Annotated in this window: 19 protein-coding genes; 8 read left to right on the top strand and 11 right to left on the bottom strand. The window is 64.9% G+C overall.

The window, feature by feature from the left end:
* Nucleotides 1–201 precede the first annotated feature (201 nt).
* The 5 genes from ACOI2T_RS11315 to ACOI2T_RS11295 all read left to right on the top strand — a co-directional run bounded on the left by ACOI2T_RS11315 (nucleotide 202) and on the right by ACOI2T_RS11295 (nucleotide 3,916).
* Nucleotides 202–903, top strand: a complete 702-nt coding sequence (locus ACOI2T_RS11315) for an SDR family NAD(P)-dependent oxidoreductase (protein ID WP_085143731.1) — start codon at nucleotides 202–204, stop codon at nucleotides 901–903.
* A gap of 24 nt (nucleotides 904–927) precedes the next feature.
* Nucleotides 928–1,788: a mycofactocin-coupled SDR family oxidoreductase gene (locus ACOI2T_RS11310; protein WP_409501276.1), complete on the top strand. Its 861-nt coding sequence runs from the start codon at nucleotides 928–930 to the stop codon at nucleotides 1,786–1,788.
* 43 nt (nucleotides 1,789–1,831) lie between these two features.
* A complete protein-coding gene (locus ACOI2T_RS11305) occupies nucleotides 1,832–2,023 on the top strand; it encodes a ferredoxin (protein ID WP_085143733.1) in 192 nt (63 codons plus the stop codon).
* A 56-nt stretch (nucleotides 2,024–2,079) separates the two neighbouring features.
* Nucleotides 2,080–3,441 (top strand): cytochrome P450, encoded by a 1,362-nt coding sequence (locus tag ACOI2T_RS11300; RefSeq protein WP_409501275.1) that lies wholly within the window; start codon nucleotides 2,080–2,082, stop codon nucleotides 3,439–3,441.
* Between the two features lie 133 nt (nucleotides 3,442–3,574).
* Nucleotides 3,575–3,916, top strand: coding sequence for a hemophore-related protein (locus ACOI2T_RS11295; RefSeq protein ID WP_085143735.1), 342 nt, complete (start codon nucleotides 3,575–3,577; stop codon nucleotides 3,914–3,916).
* 53 nt (nucleotides 3,917–3,969) lie between these two features.
* On the opposite strand, the gene ACOI2T_RS11290 is transcribed toward ACOI2T_RS11295, so the two are convergent.
* On the bottom strand, nucleotides 3,970–5,160 hold the full coding sequence (locus ACOI2T_RS11290; protein ID WP_409501274.1) for a cytochrome P450: 1,191 nt from the start codon (nucleotides 5,158–5,160) through the stop codon (nucleotides 3,970–3,972).
* A 10-nt stretch (nucleotides 5,161–5,170) separates the two neighbouring features.
* Nucleotides 5,171–5,950, bottom strand: coding sequence for a spirocyclase AveC family protein (locus ACOI2T_RS11285; protein WP_409501273.1), 780 nt, complete (start codon nucleotides 5,948–5,950; stop codon nucleotides 5,171–5,173).
* Nucleotides 5,951–6,141: 191 nt separating this feature from the next.
* Between ACOI2T_RS11285 and ACOI2T_RS11280 the strand changes: the two genes are divergently transcribed.
* Entirely contained in the window at nucleotides 6,142–6,807 is a 666-nt protein-coding gene (locus ACOI2T_RS11280) for a TetR/AcrR family transcriptional regulator (protein WP_409501272.1), read from the top strand.
* Between the two features lie 3 nt (nucleotides 6,808–6,810).
* On the opposite strand, the gene ACOI2T_RS11275 is transcribed toward ACOI2T_RS11280, so the two are convergent.
* From ACOI2T_RS11275 to ACOI2T_RS11235, 9 genes are all read right to left on the bottom strand, one after another.
* Nucleotides 6,811–7,689: a mycofactocin-coupled SDR family oxidoreductase gene (locus ACOI2T_RS11275; protein WP_409501271.1), complete on the bottom strand. Its 879-nt coding sequence runs from the start codon at nucleotides 7,687–7,689 to the stop codon at nucleotides 6,811–6,813.
* An 82-nt stretch (nucleotides 7,690–7,771) separates the two neighbouring features.
* Complete coding sequence (locus tag ACOI2T_RS11270; protein WP_409501270.1) at nucleotides 7,772–9,040, bottom strand: cytochrome P450; 1,269 nt, start codon at nucleotides 9,038–9,040, stop codon at nucleotides 7,772–7,774.
* A gap of 76 nt (nucleotides 9,041–9,116) precedes the next feature.
* The gene (locus ACOI2T_RS11265; RefSeq protein ID WP_409501269.1) at nucleotides 9,117–10,352 is read right to left on the bottom strand and encodes a cytochrome P450; all 1,236 of its coding nucleotides are present in this window, start codon (nucleotides 10,350–10,352) and stop codon (nucleotides 9,117–9,119) included.
* 7 nt (nucleotides 10,353–10,359) lie between these two features.
* On the bottom strand, nucleotides 10,360–11,823 hold the full coding sequence (locus tag ACOI2T_RS11260) for an aldehyde dehydrogenase family protein (RefSeq protein WP_409501268.1): 1,464 nt from the start codon (nucleotides 11,821–11,823) through the stop codon (nucleotides 10,360–10,362).
* Nucleotides 11,816–12,706: an SDR family oxidoreductase gene (locus tag ACOI2T_RS11255; protein ID WP_409501267.1), complete on the bottom strand. Its 891-nt coding sequence runs from the start codon at nucleotides 12,704–12,706 to the stop codon at nucleotides 11,816–11,818. The genes ACOI2T_RS11260 and ACOI2T_RS11255 overlap by 8 nt, the downstream gene beginning before the upstream one ends.
* Nucleotides 12,699–13,817: a spirocyclase AveC family protein gene (locus tag ACOI2T_RS11250; protein ID WP_409501266.1), complete on the bottom strand. Its 1,119-nt coding sequence runs from the start codon at nucleotides 13,815–13,817 to the stop codon at nucleotides 12,699–12,701. The genes ACOI2T_RS11255 and ACOI2T_RS11250 overlap by 8 nt, the downstream gene beginning before the upstream one ends.
* Before the next feature lie 4 nt (nucleotides 13,818–13,821).
* On the bottom strand, nucleotides 13,822–14,937 hold the full coding sequence (locus ACOI2T_RS11245; RefSeq protein WP_409501265.1) for an ABC transporter substrate-binding protein: 1,116 nt from the start codon (nucleotides 14,935–14,937) through the stop codon (nucleotides 13,822–13,824).
* A 78-nt stretch (nucleotides 14,938–15,015) separates the two neighbouring features.
* A complete protein-coding gene (locus ACOI2T_RS11240; RefSeq protein WP_409501264.1) occupies nucleotides 15,016–15,831 on the bottom strand; it encodes a CbbQ/NirQ/NorQ/GpvN family protein in 816 nt (271 codons plus the stop codon).
* 29 nt (nucleotides 15,832–15,860) lie between these two features.
* Nucleotides 15,861–17,534: a nitric oxide reductase activation protein NorD gene (locus ACOI2T_RS11235; RefSeq protein ID WP_409501263.1), complete on the bottom strand. Its 1,674-nt coding sequence runs from the start codon at nucleotides 17,532–17,534 to the stop codon at nucleotides 15,861–15,863.
* 109 nt (nucleotides 17,535–17,643) lie between these two features.
* Between ACOI2T_RS11235 and ACOI2T_RS11230 the strand changes: the two genes are divergently transcribed.
* Nucleotides 17,644–18,630 (top strand): SDR family NAD(P)-dependent oxidoreductase, encoded by a 987-nt coding sequence (locus ACOI2T_RS11230; protein ID WP_409501262.1) that lies wholly within the window; start codon nucleotides 17,644–17,646, stop codon nucleotides 18,628–18,630.
* A 42-nt stretch (nucleotides 18,631–18,672) separates the two neighbouring features.
* Complete coding sequence (locus ACOI2T_RS11225) at nucleotides 18,673–20,007, top strand: TetR/AcrR family transcriptional regulator (RefSeq protein WP_409501261.1); 1,335 nt, start codon at nucleotides 18,673–18,675, stop codon at nucleotides 20,005–20,007.
* The last annotated feature ends 31 nt before the right edge of the window (nucleotides 20,008–20,038 follow it).

Below are 20,038 nucleotides of genomic sequence, written 5' to 3'. Positions count from 1 at the left end.
TCGCCACATGAGAACACAAGCGAAAGCTAGACCGGCTAGTCATGCCCTATTCGGGGCCGTTCCCGCCCATATCCAGGTGCCATGCGGGACGGGCTCAGATCTTGCGAGATCTACAGCTCCGAGAGTACGGTTCTCATAATCGGAAGGATGATTCTTGATGGTTGAGAGACCCGGGTTCCCCCCAGCGCCCGGAGGTTTGTCGTGAAGAACGCCGTCGTGACCGGAGGGGGATCGGGGATCGGCGCGGCCATCGCAGCGCGCCTGCGCGCCGACGGGCTTCATGTGGCGACATTGGATCTGCAGCCGTCAGACGACGAGTTCGCCCATGTCGCCGACGTCACCGATCGCGCCGCGGTCGATACCGCGCTCAACGCCGTCCGTGCGCAATTGGGCCCGATCTCGGTATTGGTCAACGCGGCCGGGCTGGACTGCTTCAAACGCTTCACCGACATCTCGTTCGAGAAATGGCAACGCGTGATCGACGTCAACCTCAACGGCGTCTACCACTGCGTCCAGGCAGTACTGCCGGACATGATCGAGGCCGGCTGGGGCCGCATCGTCAACATCTCGTCCTCCAGCACGCATTCCGGCCAGCCCTTCATGTCGCCGTACGTCGCGGCCAAATCTGCGGTCAACGGGCTGACCAAGAGCCTTGCGCTCGAATACGGGCCCAACGGCATCACGGTCAACGCCGTACCACCCGGCTTCATCGACACCCCGATGCTGCGGAAAGCCGAGGAGCGCGGATTCCTCGGTGACACCGAGCAGCAGATCCAACAGACACCGGTGCGCCGGATCGGCAGGCCAGAAGACATCGCCGCCGCATGCGCCTTCTTGATCTCCGAGGAAGCCGGATACATCACCGGGCAGATTCTGGGCGTCAACGGCGGCCGCAACACCTAACCGACAGGCAGGGAGGACATTTACATGGGACGTGTAGAAGGCAAGGTCGCGTTCATCACCGGGGCCGCGCGTGGCCAGGGCCGCAGCCACGCGATCCGGCTGGCCGAAGAGGGCGCCGACATCATCGCCGTCGACATGTGCAAGGACGTCGACACGGTCGGCTATGCGATGGCCAAACCCGAGGACCTCGAGGAAACCGCCCGGTTCGTCGAGAAGACGGGCCGCCGCATCGTCACCGCGCAGGCCGACGTGCGGGTCGAGAACCAACTGAAGGAAGCGCTCGACGCCGGGCTCGCCGAATTCGGGAAGGTCGACATCGTGGTCGCCCAGGCCGGTGTCGCGGCGATGAAGGGCCAGCCCCCGCTGCAGGCCTGGACCGACGGCATCAACACCAACCTGGTGGGAACCATCAACGCCATCCAGGTCGCGCTGCCCCACCTGAACGAGGGCGCGTCGATCATCGCGACCGCGTCGGCCGCGGCCCTGATGGACGCCCACAACAAGCCCAACCCGGGCGGCGATCCCGGAGGCATGGGCTACATGGTCTCCAAGCGGATGATCTCCGAATACGTGCACTACCTGGCCACCGAGGTGGCGGTGCGCGGTATCCGGGCCAACGTCATCCATCCGACCAACTGCAACACCGACATGCTGCAGAGCGAACCGATGTACCGCTCGTTCCGGCCGGACCTGGAGCACCCGACGAAAGCCGATGCCGAGCCGGTGTTCTACGTCCAGCAGGCCATGAAGGTGCCCTGGATCGAGCCGCAGGACATCAGCAACGCGGTGCTGTGGCTGGCCTCCGACGAGTCGCGGTACGTCACCGGCATGCAGCTGCGGGTCGACGCCGGCGGCTACCTCAAGTGGTACGACTACCACGTGTGATGCGCCGCAACGGATTTCACCGGTGTAGAAGGAGTTGACGATTGTGAAGGTCTCAGTTGACGGACAACGCTGCCAGGGCCACACCCTGTGCTCGATGATCGCGCCTGATTCGTTCGAGCTCGACGACGTCGACGGCCACGCCTCCCCCGTTTCCGAGGTGGTGCCGGCCGATCAGGAAGACGCCGTCAAGGAAGCCGCACACTCCTGCCCGGAGCAGGCCATCGTCCTCGAATAGCCGAGGGCAACAGATCGCCGTCCTATGCCCGCCCGAATACCAAGGGAGACAACGCCGTGAGCATCCAGGATGTCACGACCGACGACGACCGCAAGAAGAACACCTATCACTTCGACCGGCACACGCCGGAATACCGGTTGCAGTTCGAGAAGATCACCGAGGAGATGCAGTCCCGGTGCCCGATGGCGTGGACCGATGCGTACAACGGGCACTGGGTCGCCGCCGACAGCAAGCACGTGTTCGAGTTGGCGCGCTGTCCCGTGGTTTCCAATCACCACGACATCAGCGGCGAGACGCCCTTCCAGGGCATCACCATCCCGAAGGCCAGCCGCGCCACGGTGGTTCGCGGCGGCATCCTGGAGATGGACGAGCCCGAACACAGTGCCTACCGGGGTGCGCTGAACCCGTACCTCTCCCCCGCGGCGATCAAACGGTGGGAACCGTTCGTCGACGAGATCACGCGCGCCGCACTCGATGAGCACATCGAGTCTGGTCACATCGACTTCGTCGAACACCTCGCGAACGTGGTGCCCGCGGTGTTCACCCTGGCGATGATGGGCATCGAACTCAAGAAGTGGAACGTCTACAGCGAGCCCACCCATGCCTCGGTGTACACCCCAGAACACGCGCCCGAACGGGAAAAGATCAACGAGCAGCACCGCGAGATGGGCATCGATCTCATCAACAACATGATGGAGATCCGCCAGAACCCGCGTCCGGGTCTGGTGAACGCCCTGCTGCAGTTGCGCATCGACGGTGAGCCCGCGCCCGACATGGAGATCCTGGGCAACCTCGGATTGATCATCGGCGGCGGATTCGACACGACCACCGCACTCACGGCACATGCCCTGGAATGGCTCGGCGAGCATCCCGACGAACGGGAACGGCTCAGCCGGGAACGGGACACGCTGTTGCATCCCGCCACCGAGGAATTCCTGCGGTTCTTCACCCCCGCCCCGGGCGACGGCCGCACGTTCGCCGAGGACGTCGAGGTCGAAGACCACAAGTTCAAGAAGTACGAACGCCTGTGGCTGTCGTGGGCCATGGCCAACCGGGACCCGTCGGTGTTCGAAAAGCCCAACGAGATCGTGATGGATCGCAAGGGCAACCGGCACTTCAGCTTCGGCATCGGTGTGCACCGCTGCGTGGGGTCCAATGTGGCCCGCACAGTGTTCAAATCCATGCTCACCGCGGTACTCGACCGGATGCCCGACTACGTGTGCGACCCCGAGGGCACGGTGCACTACGACACCATCGGCGTCATTCAGGGCATGCGCAATCTGCCTGCCACCTTCACCCCCAGCAAGCCGCTCGGACCCGGGCTCGACGAGACGCTGGAGAAGCTTCAGCGGATCTGCGACGAGCAGGAACTCGCCCGGCCGATCACCGAACGCAAGGACCGCGCCGTCATCGACTGAAGCCATCCTCCCTGGTCAAGATCGAGAGTCAGCGGATTGTCGCAGCGGCCTGTTAACCTCGAACGAGGTCGGGTCTCGTAGACGTCTGAGCAAACTCACCGCCTGCGGGCGGACGGAATGGGGGTGGCGACACATGGTGAAGCTGTCACGCATGAAACTGGCAATCGCGGCAGGTGGGTTCGCCTTGGCGGCCCTGCCCTTCTCGGTCGGTGTCGCATCCGCGGAGCCCGACTTCGGGGCGGTCGTCAACACGACTTGCACGTACGAACAGGTCATGGCCGCGCTCAACGCGCAAGAGCCCGCGCTCGCCCAGCAGTTCAACGCGTCGCCGTTCGCACAGAGTGCGCTGCGCAGCTTCCTGGCCTCGGGACCCGCGGAACGCCAGCGGACTGTGACACAGCTGCAGGGCAGCCCCATGGCTGCGCAGTATTTCGGCCCGATCCAGTCCATCGCGGGTAGCTGTAACAACTACTGAGCCGTGCATTTCCAGATGTCCCCGGGATCGCCTGATTCCGGGGACATCTGTTTTCACCGGGTCTTGACCGGCAGTTGGGCCCACCCTCGCACACTCGACGTGCGCGCTCGGCGCGCGTTGTCGTAGTCGACATCCCAATCGGTCCACCGGTTGAAGACCTCCTCGAATGCGACGCGGGCTTCCAGCCGGGCGAGAGCCGAACCGAGGCAGAAGTGCAGCCCCTGCCCGAAGCTGAGATGACCGCCTTTGCGGTGGATGTCGAAGCGGTCCGGGTCGGTATACCGCGAGTCATCGCGATTGGCCGATCCATTGAGCAGCAGCATGTACGACCCTTCGGCGACCGTGTGTCCGTAGAGTTCGACATCGATGGCCACGTACCGCGCCTGTACCGGTGACGGCGGCTCATACCGCAGCGTCTCCTCCACCGCCGCGGGGATCAACGACGGATCCGCGACGAGTTCATGCCGTTGCTCGGCATGTTCGCCGAGCAGTTGGCCCATGAACCCGATCAGCCGCGCGGTGGTCTCGTTTCCGGCGCCGGCGATCATCGCGGTGTACGCGAGCACCTCGGTGCGCTCGAGCCGACGCCGGCTTCCGTCCGATTCCTCCACTTCCGCATTGAGCAGCTCTGTCATCAAGTCGTCGGAGGGATGGGTCGCACGCCACTCGATGTAGTCGGCGAACATCGCGAGCGAATCGGCGAACACCGTCGCGCTGACATCGCCGGACTCATACGTGATGCTGCGGTCGGTGAGATCGCGAATTTGTTGTTGGCCGTCTTCCGGAATGCCCAACAGGTAGCCGATGGTGCGCATCGGCATGATGGCGCCCAGGTCGGTGACGAAATCGAAGCCATCGGCATCGCGTAGCGGATCCAATGCGCGCGAACAGAATCCGCGTACCAGGTCTTCGACGGCCAGCATCCGGCGAGGAGTGAACACGCGCGACAACAGGCGCCGGTGCAGATCATGCAGCGGCGGGTCCTCGAACAGCAGGATCCCGGGCGGCACGTCGATGCCGCTGAACAAGATGTCGGCGGTCGTGCCGCGACCCGACCGATAGGTCTCCCAATCCGGCAGGGCGCGCGCGACGTCGTCGTAGCGGCTCAGCGCGTAGAACCCGTACTTGTCGTTGAAGTACAACGGGGCGTGCGCTCGCATCCGCTTCCACACCGGATAGGGATCATCGTCGATGTCGTAATCGAATGGGTCGTAATACAACTCGGTCGTCGGGTCGACTGACACAGCCTGCTCGCTATCTGGGTTGATTGGGGACGCCGGGGAACAGTTGCTCGGTGGGGCCTTCCGTCACCCACCCACCGAGCTTCGTCACCAGATGCGGCGCGAAAACCGATGCGTAGACGGCGTGTCCGACGACGATCGCCGCGAGAACGGACACCAGCGCCGATTGCAGGCGGGTCTTGGAGACCTTGTCCGCCCACATCTCGATGACGTTGCGGCCGTCGGAGTCGGTGCGGCCCAGCAGATAGGTGAACACCATCATCTGCACACCCATCGCGATGGCGTCGTAGACCGGGTACTGGTGCTTGGTGCCCTCCCACAGCGCCAGTCCCTCGATCACATAGCCGTAATAGAACAGGCCGAGCCGTGCCCCGATGATCGCGTTGAAGAACAACGCCCAGCAGAACCCGACCGCGAAGCCCACCACCAGTAGTGTCTGCGGACGATGCCACTGCCGTGTCCGACACACCCAGCGCCCCAGTGCCGCACCGATGATGGCGGGCAGCACGAAGTAGCCCATATAGCCGACGGGTACCGCCGACGGCAGGCCGCCCCACGTCATGTTGAGTGGCCACCACGACGGCATGCGCGGGAGCGCCGGCGGGAACTGCGCATACATCGCCCAGTCATACGGCGCCTCGATCCAGGAGAACGAGAGCGCCGAAATGCACAGCAGGAGCAAGGGATGCAGCCGTCCGCGCCGGTAGCTCAAGTAGATACCGGTCGCAAGAAATCCCAAACCGGTGACGTAGGCGAATGCGACCCCGGCGTTGATCAGGAACTGGACGTTCACCGATCCTCCTCCGAGTCGGGACGACGCGCCTCGGGATCGAAATACAGCACCAGGCCGACGATCAGGGCGATCAAACCAAAAAGGGTGCCGAGCATGATGATTGCGCCCACACCTGCCTCCTTCGGACGCCGAAACCAGCATTAATAGTGGACACTATTACAAATGGAACGGTCAAGGGCGGACTATGGTGAATGTCGGTGTCCCAGCGAAGTTCGTCGAAGAAGCAGACCGCCGTCGAGGTCCAGGCCGTCCGGCGGCCGCGCGGCGAGGTGCGCCGACTCCTGTTGGACGCCGCTCGTGAGCGGTTCGCCCGCCAGGATTACCGCGCGACGACAACCCGCGAGATCGCCGAGGCCGCCGGCGTCACCGAGTACCTGTTGTTTCGCCACTTCGGCTCGAAGGCCGGGCTTTTCCGGGAAGCTCTGGTGCTGCCGTTCACCCAGTTCGTCGATGAGTTCGGTGAGACCTGGCAAGCTATCGACCCCGAGGAGACCGACGAACAAGAGTTGTCCCGACAGTTCGTCGGCCGGCTCTACGACGTACTCGTCGAGCACAAAGGGCTCCTGCTGACACTCGTCGCGTCGGATGGACTCAGCGAGGACGAGATCGAGAGCGCGGGCATCGCCGACATCCGGCGAGCACTGCAGGTGCTCGGCCAGATCAGCACCGAGGGCATGCGCCTGCGCGGATTGCATTCGGGCCAGCCCGATCTGCCCGCCCATTCGACGGTCGCGATGATCGTCGGCATGGTTGCACTGCGGTCGACGTTCTTCGGGAACACACCCCCGTCGCGCGAGGCGATCGTCGATGAACTCGTTCAGGCGGTCCTGCACGGGTTCCTGCACCGACCCGACTGACCGCTAGCCCCCAGGTCCGTTGGGCCACTTGAGAAGTGAGCCGGCATCGACGCGGATGTGCTGCCCGGTGATGTAGCGGCTGTCGTCGCTGGCCAGGAACACACCGAGCTTGGCCGTGTCCTCAGGTTCGATGTAGGGGATAGGCATCGCCTGGAAAAGCGAGAACAGCGGTTCGGCGTCCTCTCGGGTCGGCGTCTTGCCCTCGGCTTTGAGGTCGGGCCGGAACACGCCGTACATGCCCTCGTTCTGCAGCAGGTGAGTGTTGCAGTTGGTCGGATGGATGGCATTGACGCGAATCATCCGCGGCGCCAGATGAAGACACATCTCGTCGACGTACTCCATGACGATGCGCTTGCTCCAACCGTAGCCGGCACCGCCGGGGCCCATGTCCGGACTGGTGGTCGTGCCGCGGATCATCCCGGCGGTGGACCCGGTGACGATGATCGACGCACCGTCGGGCAGGTGCGGGATCGCCACCGCGACGGTGTTCATCACGCCCACCAGATCGACGTCCGACGCATCGACGAATCCCATCGGATCAGGATTGCCCATCGCCATCGGCAGGATGCCGGCGTTGGCGACGACGATGTCGACCCCGCCGAGATCCGCGATTCCCGCCTCGACGGCATCGCGCAACTCGTGGCGCTCACGAACGTCGGCCACCCGCGCGACGATACGGCGCCCGAGTTCTTTGATCGCCCGTTCGGTCTCGGCAAGGTCCTCCGGTGTGGCCAGCGGGTAAGGGTTGGACGGGATGTCGCGACAGATGTCGACCGCGATGATGTCAGCGCCTTCGTTGGCCATCGCGATCGCGTGGGCGCGTCCCTGCCCGCGGGCCGCGCCGGTGATGAACGCGACCTTGCCGTCGAGTTTTCCGGTCATTGTGCTCCTTCTCTTCTCGCGAGCAGACGCAAAGTCGCACAATCAGCGGCGATTCTGTGCGAGTCTGCGTCTGCTCGCCGGTTCAGGTGATCGGCGTGAAGGTGATGTGCAATTCGCTCAGCCCGCGCATGATGAAGGTGGGCTCGTAGGTGTAGTTGCGGTTGCCGGGTGGGCCGTGGTGCTCTTCGGAGATCGTGATATCGCTCATGCGGTCGAGGATCCGGTTCAGCGAGATCCGGCCCTCGGTGCGCGCGAGCGGCGCACCCGGGCAGGAGTGGGCCCCGCGGATGAACGCGATCTGCTCACGAACGTTGGGCCGGTCCGGGCGGAACATATTGGGATCGTCGAACTTTCGTTCATCCCGATTGCATGCCCCGGGAAGCAGCATGACGGTGGTCCCCGCCGGCACCTCGACTTCCCCGATCTTCGTGGTGGTGCGCGCCATCCGGAAATGCGACTTGACCGGGCTCTCCAGCCGCAGCGTCTCCTCCAGGAAAGCGGGGATCTTGCTGCGGTCATCACGAAGCTCTTTCTCGATTCCCGGGTTGTCGCCGATGAATCTGACCGCCGAACTGACCAGCTTCGTCGTCGTCTCGGTGCCCGCGGCGAACAGAAACGTCGACAGGTTCATCACGTCTTCGACGTCGGGCGTCGATCCGTCCTCATGTTTGGCTTGCGCCAGTTCGGTCAGCACGTCCTCGCGCGGTGAGCGCCGTCGGCCTTCGATGTAGGCGTAGAACTTGTCGTTGAGCCACTCCAACGGGTTGTGCGATGTCGGTGCGTCCTTGCCCAACTCCCCGACCGTCTCGAGCGCGAAGACCGACTTGAACTCGTCGTGATCGTCGTGCGGCACACCCAGGAGGTCGGCGATCACCAGTAGCGAGAAGGGTTTGGCGTAGTCGGCGAGGAACTCGCAGCCACCCTTCTCTATGAAGGTATCGAGCTGTTGGTCGGCCAGCCGCCACATGAAGTCTTCGTTTTCCTTGAGGCGCTTGGGCGTGATGAGCCTGCTGAGCAGGCCGCGAGTTCGGGTGTGCAGCGGAGGGTCCTGCGAGGTGATGTGCTCGGCCATCGGAACCTGACCGCGGTGCTGCTCGATCAGGTCCGAGACGTCGTCGCTGTCCCCCGGCCCGAAAGGCAATCCCGAGAACGGTCCTGCGACCGAGACGCACGACGAGAACGCCGGGTCCTTGTAGACGGCCAGCGCCTCGTCGTAGCCGGTGACCGCCAGCACGTCGAACGGGGTGGCTTGGGTGACAGGGCATTTCGAGCGCAGGTGATCGAAGTACGGGTACGGGTCGGGTATGAGCGCCGCGTCGGTGAAGAAATCCACGTTGTCGAAGTCGGTCATGTGCGGCATCCTTTCTCTGCGCGAGCAGTCCCCCGCAAGCGGGAGGAGCCCCCAGCGCAGGTACCCTGGAAGACGCTTACCCGGGTACACACGCGTCTGCTCGCGGGTCGAACAGCACCGGCAGCGACGTCGGGGAACGGAACACCTGCCCGCGGATATGGGGATCGTCGCCGTCCGGGTCCAGCCGCAGGTTGGGTAATCGGTCCAGCAGAAGGTTGACGGCAGTGCGCATTTCGAGGCGCGCGAGATGCATACCCAGGCACACGTGCACACCGTGTCCCCAGCCGAGGTTGCCCTTCGGCGTGCGGAAGATGTCGAACTCGTCCGGGTCTTCCCATCGATCTTCCTGTCTGTTCGTCGAACCGAGCATCGGAAGCACCGAACACCCCGCGGGAATGTGAACGCCGCCGAGTTCGGTATCGCGGGTGGTGGTGCGGGTGATGGTCAGCAGCGGCGGATTCCAACGCACTGCTTCCTCGATGGCCTGCGGCAGCAGCGACCGGTCGGCGCGGACCGCGTCCAGCTGCGTTGTGTCCGAAAGCAATCCGAAGAGCAGGTTGCCCAGTGAGCGGTACGTGGTCTCCACGCCCGCGGGCAGCAGCAGCCGGAGGAACGAGAAGATCTCCTCGTCGGTGAGCTTCTCACCGTCGATCTCGGCCTCGGCGAGCAGGCTGATCATGTCTTCCTTCGGCTCGGCGCGACGGGCCTCGAGGATCGGCGCAAAGTACTCGCACAGCGCAGTCGACGCGGCCAGTCCGCGTTCCGGGTTCATGATCCAGCTCAACAGCGATATGGACCAGCGTTGGAACTGCGGATAGTCCTCTTCCGGCAGCCCCAGCAGGCCCGCGATGATCCGGCTCGGATAGTCGAATGTGAACTCCTTGACCAGGTCGGCCTTGCCGTTGTCCGCGAACCTGTCGATGAGTTCGTTGCCGACGCGCCCGACCAGTTCGTCTTCCCAGCGCGCCAAGGCCTTTTGCGAGAACGCCTTCGATACCAGCGAGCGGAGCCGGCCGTGTACCGGTTCGTCCATGCCCAGCATCACGCGCTCACCGAGCACCGGGCCGAAGGCGGCGATGACGCCGGACGACGAGAACGTCACGTTGTCCCGCAGCATCTGCTGGGCGTCCTCGTAGCGGTACACGATGAAGACGGGTTTGCCCTCTTCCCCGGGCATCGCGGACATGTCGATCCGCTGGATCGGTTCCTCGCGCCGCAGCCTGGCGAGTTCCGGGTAGGGGTCCCGGACATCACCGGAGACGGCATCGTCGAAGGACCCGAAGTCCTCCAGGTCGTCAAAAAGTTGTTCCATGCTGCTCCTAGCCGGCCGGATACGCGACGGATTTGATTTCGGTGTACTGCTCGAATCCGGCGATCCCGTTTTGACGGCCGACACCGCTCTCCTTGTAGCCGCCGAACGGGGTATCTGCGCCGTAACCCGCGGTGCCGCTCAACCCGATGAACCCGGCACGAAGCCGACGTGCCACGGCAAGCGAACGCTCCAGGGAGCCCGACATGACATTGCCGGCGAGCCCGTACGGGCTGTCGTTGGCGATCCGGACCGCGTCGTCGTCGTCCTCGTAGGGTATGACGACCAGGACGGGTCCGAAGATCTCCTCCCGGGCGATGGTCATCGCGTTGTCGACGTCGGTGAAAAGCGTTGGGTTGACCCAGAACCCCTTGTCGAACCGTTTCGGTGGTTCGGTGCTGCCGACGAGCATCGTGGCGCCTTCGTCGACACCTTTGCGGATGTAGCCGAGGATGCGTGCCTGCTGCTTGGCCGAGATCACCGGGCCGCAGATGGTGCCGGGATCCTGCGGGTCGCCGGCGGAAACGTTCTCGTATATGGTCTTGAGGATCGCGACACCCTCGTCGTAGCGGGACCGCGGCAGCAGCATCCGGGTGGGCGCCGCGCAGCCCTGCCCGGCATGCATCAGCGGGCCGATGCCGATCAGGCAGGCGGTGTTGAAATCGGCATCGTCCAGCACGATGGTCGCCGACTTGCCGCCGAGTTCGAGGAACAGCCGCTTCATCGTTGCCGCACCCTTCTCCATGATCCGCTTACCGACGGCCGTGGAGCCGGTGAACGAGATCATGTCCACCTTGGGAGACAACGTGAGTTCCTCGCCGACGAGGTGGTCGGAAGCGGTCACGACATTCACCACACCCGCTGGGATGTCGGTGTTCTCGGCGATGAGCCTGCCGAGTCGCGTGGCGTTGAACGGAGTGTCGGGCGCGGGCTTGAGCACGACGGTGTTGCCGGTCGCCAGGGCCTGACCCAGTTTGTTGATCGTCACCTCGAACGGGAAGTTCCAAGGCGTGATGGCGCCGACCACGCCGACGGGCTCGCGCCACACCTTGCGGGTGGTGTTGACGCCGGTGACCGAGACCACGGTGTCGCCTAGATCGGTTTCCCACGGGAAAGTTTCGATGAGCCGGGCGGGGTACTTGAGTCCGTCGACCAGTGGGGCGTCGAGTTGCGGGCCGTGTGTGACGGCTCGTGGAGCACCGACCTCGGCGATGAGTTCCTCGCGGAGCTCCTCGATTTCGCCCTCGATCGCGTCGTGCAACTGTTCGAGGCACTGCTTGCGGAACCCGTGGTTGGTGGACCAGTCGGTCTCGTCGAATGCCCGCCGGGCGGCGTCGACGGCCCGGTGCATGTCGGCCTTCGAGGCATCCGACACCTCCCCCAGCACTTGCTCATTGGCCGGGTTGATGTTGGTGAACGTCCCTGCCTCGCCGTCGACGAGCTTGCCGTCGATCAACATCCTCGATTCAGCCATCACTCTTGCCTTTCGGTCGCAGAGCACCGAACCGCGGAATCCCCATCATCAGGCGTGTCATCTGGTGCAGGCCCGCTGAAGGGAGTAACCGGCTGGCAATCAACAACATTCGTGCATCGGGTCCGATTGCGGTCTTGACGAACGGTTTCGAGCTGTCGAGCGCTTTCGCCAGCCCGGCGGCGAACTTGTCGGGAGAGCGTGCCGCCATCCGCATGGCCGCACGGCCGCGCTTGTCCATGGTCTGGTGATGACGGGCATACGGTCCGTCGAGTTGACGGCAGTCGGTGGTCCCCGCATCGGTGATGATCTCGGTGTCGTAGGTGCCCGTGACGATCACCGTCACCCCGATCCCGAACGGTGCGACCTCCCCGGCCATCGACTCGCCCCACCGCTCGAGCGCCCCCTTGACCGCGGAATACGGTGCGGTCGCGGGCATTCCCCGCACACCACCCTGGCTGGACACCAGCACGATGCGTCCGGTACCCGCGGCCCGCATCGACGGCAACAGCTCCTTGGTCAACTGGACCGGGCCGAAGATGTTCGTCGCGAACATCCGCTCCCACAGATCGGCCGGCGTCTCCTCCACCATCCCCGCGGCGGAGATTCCGGCATTGTGCACGACGGCGTACGGCGCGCCGACGGCCGCTTCGATCGACTTGGCCGCCGCGGTGACGGACGCGGCATCGGTGAGGTCCAATTGGACCCCGATCAGGCGGTCGTCGTCCTCGACGGCTCCGGTCGCCTCGCGCAACAGTGGCATGCCCCGGTCGGGGTTCCGCATCGCCGCGACCACGCGCCACCCCTCGCCATACAGGCGCGTGGCCGAGGCGAAACCGAGCCCGCGAGAGGCGCCGGTAATGACGACGCTGCGAAGCTCACCCATGCGCCTTCTCCGATGCGCATCGGTCGCTCGTCGAACCCAGCTCGACGTCGACGTTGCCGAACGGCCCCTGCTGCCAGGTGGACCACTTGCCTACCGAGTAGGGACCTTCTGCTCCATTCGCCCGGTAATACCCTTGCGGGTCATAGACTTTCGCTTCGGGATATGGCCAGGGACACGCGACCGCCGTGGCCTGGCCGCTGGCCTTGATGGCCCAGAACCAGGCACCGTAGGCGAAGTACGCGACGTTGATGATCGCGAACATCACCAGGAACGTGCCGAGTACCGGTCTGGTCGGGAAGATTCTCGCCTTGGCCGCGAGCTTCTCCGCGACCGACTTTCCGGTGTCGTCGCGGTAGACCAGGATGCCCGCCGGAATCATCACGAAGGTTACTGCGAGGGATTCCCAGATCAGCGGGAACTGGAACGGCGTACCGACGAAGATCGAGCCGAACGGGATCACCTGCGAGTAGATGTACATGCCGGTGCGGATGGAACCGATCTCCAGTGCCGCGTCGAACACGAACCCGATCACCAGGATCAGCAGCCCCAGGCTGATCAGCGGATGCCGCCAGACGAACGCCCCGGGATCCCGCTTCGCCTGCAGCTTGCGCAGAATCCACACCGCGACGAAGTACGGGCCGAAGTAGAACGTCACGTAGCCGAACACGATGAACGGTTCGACCGTCGGCGACATCATGATCAGCGGCCACGATTCCGGCCAGTGCAGCAGATCGGGGTTGTACACCGCGAACGGCGCCCAGTTCATGATCGGGTCCTGCCACACGATCAACGTGGTGACCAGGAACATCAGCATCACCGGACTGCCCGGGTTGCGCCGCCACCCGATGATGAAGACGACGACGAGCGTCACCAGCAGCAGCGCGGTTCCGAGTTGGACGAACCACATCCAATGGTCGAACCCGAACAGATACTCGACCGGACGAGGTCTGCCTTCCACGTTCGGATTGGCCACGCGAGGGTCGAGTTCGGTGCGCGAAACGGCCAGGAACAGCCCGACGAACGCCAGCAAGCCGATGCCCGCCAGCCATGATCCCAGGCTGCCGCGGTTCTTCTTGGCTCCCGCCGGCGCTCGCTCTTCCTGGACCGTCATGCCGTCACTCCGCACCGAAGCGGTCGACGAGATGCGAATTGACCCCGTCCGGATCCAGGGTGCGGGCGACCAGATATCCCGAGCCCATCCATGCGCGTCGCGTCCACTTGCCCAGGGACACCCGGGTTCCGGGCGCCCCGGAAGCGGCGGGCATCATCTTGACGCGCTCGAGCGCCTCCTTGACCCCGCGCGGGCTCAGCGGATGCGCGTCGGTGAAGGCGCGCACCAGCGTGGCGGCGACGTCATGGTTGACGACGGACACACAGTACTCGGGGCGGCTTCCGTTGTACCGCTTGGCATATCGGTCGAGCCAGGCCTGTCCGATCGGGTTGCCCTCGTCGTACTGGTCGACCCCGACCCAGCCGAGGAACGCCTGCCACATGATCGGATTGACCCACGCGTTCTGAAATGCGGTGGTGGTGAAGCGCGGTGGATCCCAGTCGACTGCCTCGAGGGCCGGATTGATGAAGACGATTCCGAAACCGAAGCCGAGATGCACGATCGCCTCGGCCTTGGCTTCGTGCAGTGCGCTGACCGCGGCGTTGATGTCCTGCGCCGTCTGCGCGATCGCGGCTTCGGCGACGATGCGAATACCCTTGCGGGCGCATGCAGTTCGCAGATTCTTCAGATAGCTGTCGCCGATCAGGTTCTGCTCGACCAGTACACCGACATCGGTAAGGCCCCGCTTGGCGACGAGGTCGGCGATGAAGATCGGTTCGTCGGTCATCGACCCTTGAGGGAAGGCGAACGTCCATTCCCCGAGCCAGTCGTCGGTTCCCGTGACGCTGATCGCCGGCACCTTGAAGCGCTCCTCGATCGCCTCGCGCACCGGCACGCAGTTGTCGGTGATGTTCGGCCCGAATACCACCAGGCAACCCTCGTCGACGAGTTCGCCGTAGGCATCGATGACCGCCTTGACCGAACCCTTCGGCAGTCCCTCCACCTCGCGGTAGACCATCTGCACGGGACGGTCCATCAGACCCTGCTCGACGGCCTCGGCGAATACGAGGTCGAAAGTCTGGGTGAATGAGGCCTGCAGTACCTCCGGGAACCCCGGCGGCAGCTTGAAGTCCATGAGGTAGCCGACCTTGATTGGCTCCGCGGTGCTCTCGTACGACATCCAACCTCCTGGGCCGGTTCGGTTGTGGATCGAGAAACCTAATATTTGTTCAGACACTAACGGCGCTGCTGTGCAGCGTCAATGACCGGCCGCGCCGAGGTAGACCTCGATCATCTCCGCCAAACCGCGACTCACCGAGGCATCGTCGGTGAGCGGGCCGGCGATCGCCGCCCGGGCCGCCTCACGCACGGACAAACCCTCGGCGATCAGCCGGCCCGCAGCGATCAGTACCCGGGTCGACGCGACTTCGCGCAGTCCCCCGGTCTCCAGTCGCCGGATCGCCTGACCGAAGCGCACCAGCTCGGCGGCCGTCGCAGAATCGACACCCGCTTCGTGTGCGACGATCGTCTCCTCGACGTCGGCTGCTGGGAAACCGAACTCGATCGCGACCATCCGCTGGCGCGTCGAGTCCTTGAGATCCTTGAGGACGCTTTGGTAGCCCGGGTTATAGGACACCACCAGGCCGAACCCCGGCGCGGCGGCCAGCGTGACACCGAGGCGCTCGATGGGCAGTTGCCGCCTGTGATCGGCGAGCGGATGTAGCACCACGGTCGTGTCCTGGCGGGCTTCGACCACCTCGTCCAAATAGCAGATCGCACCGTCCCGCACGGCGCGGGTCAGCGGACCGTCCACCCACACCGTCTCATCGCCGCGTAGCAGGTAGCGGCCGACGAGGTCGGCGGTGGTGAGGTCGTCGTGGCATGCGACCGTGATCAGCGGCCGACCGAGGTCGTGAGCCATCGCCTCGACGAAACGAGTCTTGCCGCAGCCGGTCGGACCCTTCAGGACGATCGAAAGCCCTTGACGGTAGGCGGCCTTGAAGACCGACTCCTCGTTCCCGACCGGCGTGTAGTAGGGACGTGCCGTTTCAGCCTGAAGCGGTGCAATGTTCACTTCTTCAACTCCATTGCGGGACAGTGCCATCAAGCCACCCTCCGTCGGATCTCAGCTGCGTGCAGGGCCGACCGGAACAGCGGGCCGATCACACCCGCGAGCTGGTCGGGGCGGCCGACCGTCGCGTGGGCCGCGCTGCCGAACACCTTGCGCAGCGATACGACGTCGGTGCTCGCCCCCACGGTCAGGCACACACAGCCGGTTCCCCGGCGCCGCGCCTCGGTCAGTGCCCGGCGCGCGTCGGCGGCGCCATAGGCCCGCTCGTAGCCGTGGTCGTAGGCCAGGCCGTCGGACACCACCACGAGAAGTCGCCGGGAGGTGCCACCACGGGACTCCAACACCGCCGAGCCGTGGCGAATCGCAGCGCCCAAGCGCGAATACGCCCCGGGCTCAAGGCTGTTGAGCCGCCTGATGGTCCGGGCGTCGAGGTGGTCGTCGAACCGCTTGACCGGCACCATCGTCACATCCTTGCGGCCCTGCGAGCAGTAGGCGTACAGCGCGACCCGGTCACCGAGGTCGTGCAGCGCGACCGTCAAGTTGGCCACTGCCTCCCGCTGCTGCTGATGCACGGTGCGCCCGACGGTGCCCGGCTCCGCCGTGGAACCCGAAACGTCGAGCAGCACGAGCACCGACAGATCACGACGGCGGCGCAGGCTGTCCAAGTAGACGGCCTCGTCCGGCACCGACCGCGCCCGCGCTTCCACCCGCGCCTCGATCGCGGCATCGATGTCGATGTCGTCGCCCTGGGACTGGCGATGACGACGGTGCAGGCCCATCCCGAGACGCGCGAGCGGCCGTCGCACACCAATGGCGGCGTCGATGGCCTGCGGGGCGGACGCCAACACCCGCGGCTCGACCTCACGTACCGTGCACCAGTCCGGCCGGTAGCTCTTTCGGTTAACGTCCCATTCGGGATACGTGAAGCCGTCCGCTTCGACATCGGAGGTCTCCTCGGTAGGCGCAGATGCCAACGACGCCACTGCGTTCGAGCCACGCTTGGCCGAGTTGACGCGATGCGTCGGCGAATCGGCGCCGGGCGGTCCGCCGCCCTTGCCGGTCTTGCGCGCCGAGGACAACAGCTTCTTGAGCCATGTGCCGATCGCGCCACCGCCGCCGACGGGGCTGGTGAACAAATCGGGTTCGTCGGTGTCGTCGACCTCGCCGTCGTCGAGTTCCTCAAGCGCCTGCTTGCTGTCGCGTCCGCGCGGGACGTGTCCGGGCGTCTCGTGATCGGACTGGCGGTCCGCACGACTGCTCGTCGCCAGCACCTTATTCGGCCGGATGACACCGAACACCGCGGGAGGATCGTCGAGCGCGTCCTTGCCCGAGGCGATCGCCAGTGACGTTGTGGCCGAATCACTTCGACTGCCGATCTCGTGGTCGGTCAGAGACCCGAGAATGCCCGGCAGCAGCGAACCGTTGGCCAGCAGCGCGCGATGCCCCTCCACGGCCAGATAACGCTTCGTCAGACGTGGATGGCGAACCATGGCGCCGACGACCTCTGGGGCCAGGCTCCCCGCGGCGATCAGCGACGCCTGCACCGCCACCGATTCGAGTTGGTCACGCGCGGGCTCCGAGGGGTCGACGAAGATGGTTTGACCGTCGGTCCATGGCGGTTCACCTGGCTCAAGTGGGGCCACCGCCACCGGGCGGCCGGCGAGAGCAGAGGCCAGCAAGCCGAGACCGGAGTGTTCGCCGGGCACCGACCACCTCCACCAAGACGTTGACCAAATATCTGTTCCACCGTAGAGTTCGGCCCGACCGGAAGTCAATCATCAGGCCTGCGGAATGCGAATGAGCGAGGAGTGCAACATGATCGACTTCACCGGCCAGGTTGCCGTGGTGACCGGCGCGGGACGCGGGCTGGGCCGGCTCTATGCCATCGATCTGGCTCGCCGCGGCGCGTCGGTGGTCGTCAACGACATCGGTGGCACCATGCACGGCGAAGGCTCGGATACCAGCGTCGCCGACCAGGTCGTGGAGGAGATAACGAAAGCCGGCGATCGGGCGGTTGCATCGTACGAGTCGGTGGACACTGCCCAAGGTGGACAGGCGATCGTCGACTCGGCCATCGAGAACTTCGGCCGGCTCGATGCCGTGATCAGCAACGCAGGCATCTTCAACAGCATTCCGTTCGAACAACTCAGCGTGGACGACTGGCGGCGCATGCTTCGGGTGCATCTCGACGGCGGTTTCTATCTGAGCCAACCCGCATACCGGGTGATGATGAGGCAGCGCTACGGGCGATTCGTGTTCATCTCTTCGTCGGCAGGCAATTTCGGACAACCGATGGAGGCCCACTACGCCGCGGCCAAGACCGGGCTCGTCGGCCTGTCCAACGTCATCGCGATCGAAGGGGCAGCGTACGGAATCAGTTCAAATACCGTTCTACCGACGGGCTTTTCACGAATGGTCACCGAGACGGTCGGAGACGAGAGGTTTCTCGCGGAGTCCGGCTTCATGCGTGCCATTCGTCCCGAGTTGGTCGTGCCGCTGGTGACGTTCCTGGCGAGCGGAAGCTGCACCTTCACGCACCGCAATTACTCGGCGTGCGCCGGACGCTACGCTCGGGTGTTCGTCGGCCTGAGCGACGGCTGGCTGGCCGACGCGGACAGTGAGCCCTCGGCCGAAGACATCGAGAAACACTTGGACGAACTGTCCTCCACCGACGCCTTCATCGTGCCGGACTCCATCGTCGACGAGGTATTGCAGGTGTGTGACCGACGCGGCATCAGTGCCATGCCCGACAACGCCGACGTCGCGTTCCCGAAACCCCGCAGTTCGGTGGCCGATCGGTAGGATCGAGTTCCGGTCTCTGTCGGCGCACACGAAGGAGGGGCGATGGCCGTGGCTGCAGGGCGAAACCCCAAACGCGGCCGTCCGTCGACCAAGAAGAGCGCGGCCGCGGCCAAGCTCACCGCCGTTCCCGACGCCGCCGCAGCCGATCCCACGCGACGTACCGAGATCCTCAAGACCGCGAACTCCGTCATCGCCACCACCGGACTGCGCAGCTCGCTGCAGCAGATCGCCGATGCGGCAGGCATTCTCGCGGGCAGCCTCTATCACCACTTCGAATCAAAGGAAGCGATCCTCGTCGAGCTGATCCGGCTCTATCACGCCGATCTGGATCGCATCGGCGACTTCGCGCTGGAACGCCTCGACGAGCCCGACACCGGTCCCGCCACCGAACAGATCACGGCGCTCGGATGCGCCATCGCCCGGTGCGCGGTCGAACATCGGGCCGCCCTGCAGATGTCGTTCTTCGAGGGGCCGAGCGCAGACCCCGAACTCATCGAACTGACTGCCCGCCGACCGTCGAAGATCCAGGCGGCGATGTTGCAGGCCCTACGTGCCGGCCGCTGGAGCGGTGACATCCGGTCCGACGTCGACCTTCCCACCCTGGCAGACCGGCTGTGCCAGAGCATGCTGCATGTCGGCCTCGACGTCATCCGGCACAAGGCCTCCCCCGACCAGCTGGCCACGCTGAAAAGCCGGATCGCCCTGCAAGGTCTCGCCGTCGATCCTCCGTCGGATACCGAGCTCGATCGGTCGGAGGCCTTCGCCGCAGCGCAAGCCGTCATCGACAGCTGGGACGACACCGAGGACGACACCGACCTCAAGGCCGCCCATCTGCGTGCAGTGGCGCGCACGGAGTTCGGTCGCCGTGGCTATGAGATGACGACGATCCGCGACATCGCGTCCGCGGCGGGATTGGGTACCGGGACCGTCTACCGCATCATCGGCTCGAAAGACGAACTGCTGATGTCGATCATGCTCGAGTTCGGCCACAAGGTCGGCGGGGCCTGGACCGACATCGTCCGGTCGGACTCCACGACGGTGCAGAAGCTCGATGCCCTCAGCTGGCTGAACATCAACGCGCTCGACCAGTTTCCCGACGAATTCCGCATCCAACTGGCGTGGCTGCGTCACTCCCCGCCCGACACGGCCAACCCCGCATGGTCCTTCACCACCCGGATCCGTCAAATGAAAGCTCTGCTGGGCGAAGGAATTCGCGCCGGCGAGATACATGTCGACAGCCCAACAGCGGACATGTTGACCCGGTGCATCATCGGTGAGCAGTGGATCCCCGAGAACATCCTTCAGCAGATAGGCACGCGCAACGCGCTGATCCTGGCTCGCGACACCGTACTCCGGGGCATCGCCGTCCGCCGCTGACCTCATGAGCGCGAACAGACGCGTGGGTACC

This window comes from Mycolicibacterium wolinskyi str. Jessa 2025 (assembly GCF_049241375.1).
Lineage (GTDB): Bacteria > Actinomycetota > Actinomycetes > Mycobacteriales > Mycobacteriaceae > Mycobacterium > Mycobacterium wolinskyi.
The sequence above is the reverse complement of the archived record's forward strand: the minus strand, read 5'-3'. Positions and strand labels throughout refer to the sequence as shown.

Coding starts and splice junctions, on each gene's coding strand:
- ACOI2T_RS11265 (WP_409501269.1), bottom strand. CDS start 10,352: ATGGAACAACTTTTTGACGACCTGGAGGACTTCGGGTCCTTCGACGAT.
- ACOI2T_RS11230 (WP_409501262.1), top strand. CDS start 17,644: ATGATCGACTTCACCGGCCAGGTTGCCGTGGTGACCGGCGCGGGACGC.
- ACOI2T_RS11310 (WP_409501276.1), top strand. CDS start 928: ATGGGACGTGTAGAAGGCAAGGTCGCGTTCATCACCGGGGCCGCGCGT.
- ACOI2T_RS11280 (WP_409501272.1), top strand. CDS start 6,142: ATGTCGGTGTCCCAGCGAAGTTCGTCGAAGAAGCAGACCGCCGTCGAG.
- ACOI2T_RS11245 (WP_409501265.1), bottom strand. CDS start 14,937: ATGTCGTACGAGAGCACCGCGGAGCCAATCAAGGTCGGCTACCTCATG.
- ACOI2T_RS11270 (WP_409501270.1), bottom strand. CDS start 9,040: ATGACCGACTTCGACAACGTGGATTTCTTCACCGACGCGGCGCTCATA.
- ACOI2T_RS11260 (WP_409501268.1), bottom strand. CDS start 11,823: ATGGCTGAATCGAGGATGTTGATCGACGGCAAGCTCGTCGACGGCGAG.
- ACOI2T_RS11255 (WP_409501267.1), bottom strand. CDS start 12,706: ATGGGTGAGCTTCGCAGCGTCGTCATTACCGGCGCCTCTCGCGGGCTC.
- ACOI2T_RS11295 (WP_085143735.1), top strand. CDS start 3,575: ATGGTGAAGCTGTCACGCATGAAACTGGCAATCGCGGCAGGTGGGTTC.
- ACOI2T_RS11225 (WP_409501261.1), top strand. CDS start 18,673: ATGGCCGTGGCTGCAGGGCGAAACCCCAAACGCGGCCGTCCGTCGACC.
- ACOI2T_RS11275 (WP_409501271.1), bottom strand. CDS start 7,689: ATGACCGGAAAACTCGACGGCAAGGTCGCGTTCATCACCGGCGCGGCC.
- ACOI2T_RS11250 (WP_409501266.1), bottom strand. CDS start 13,817: ATGACGGTCCAGGAAGAGCGAGCGCCGGCGGGAGCCAAGAAGAACCGC.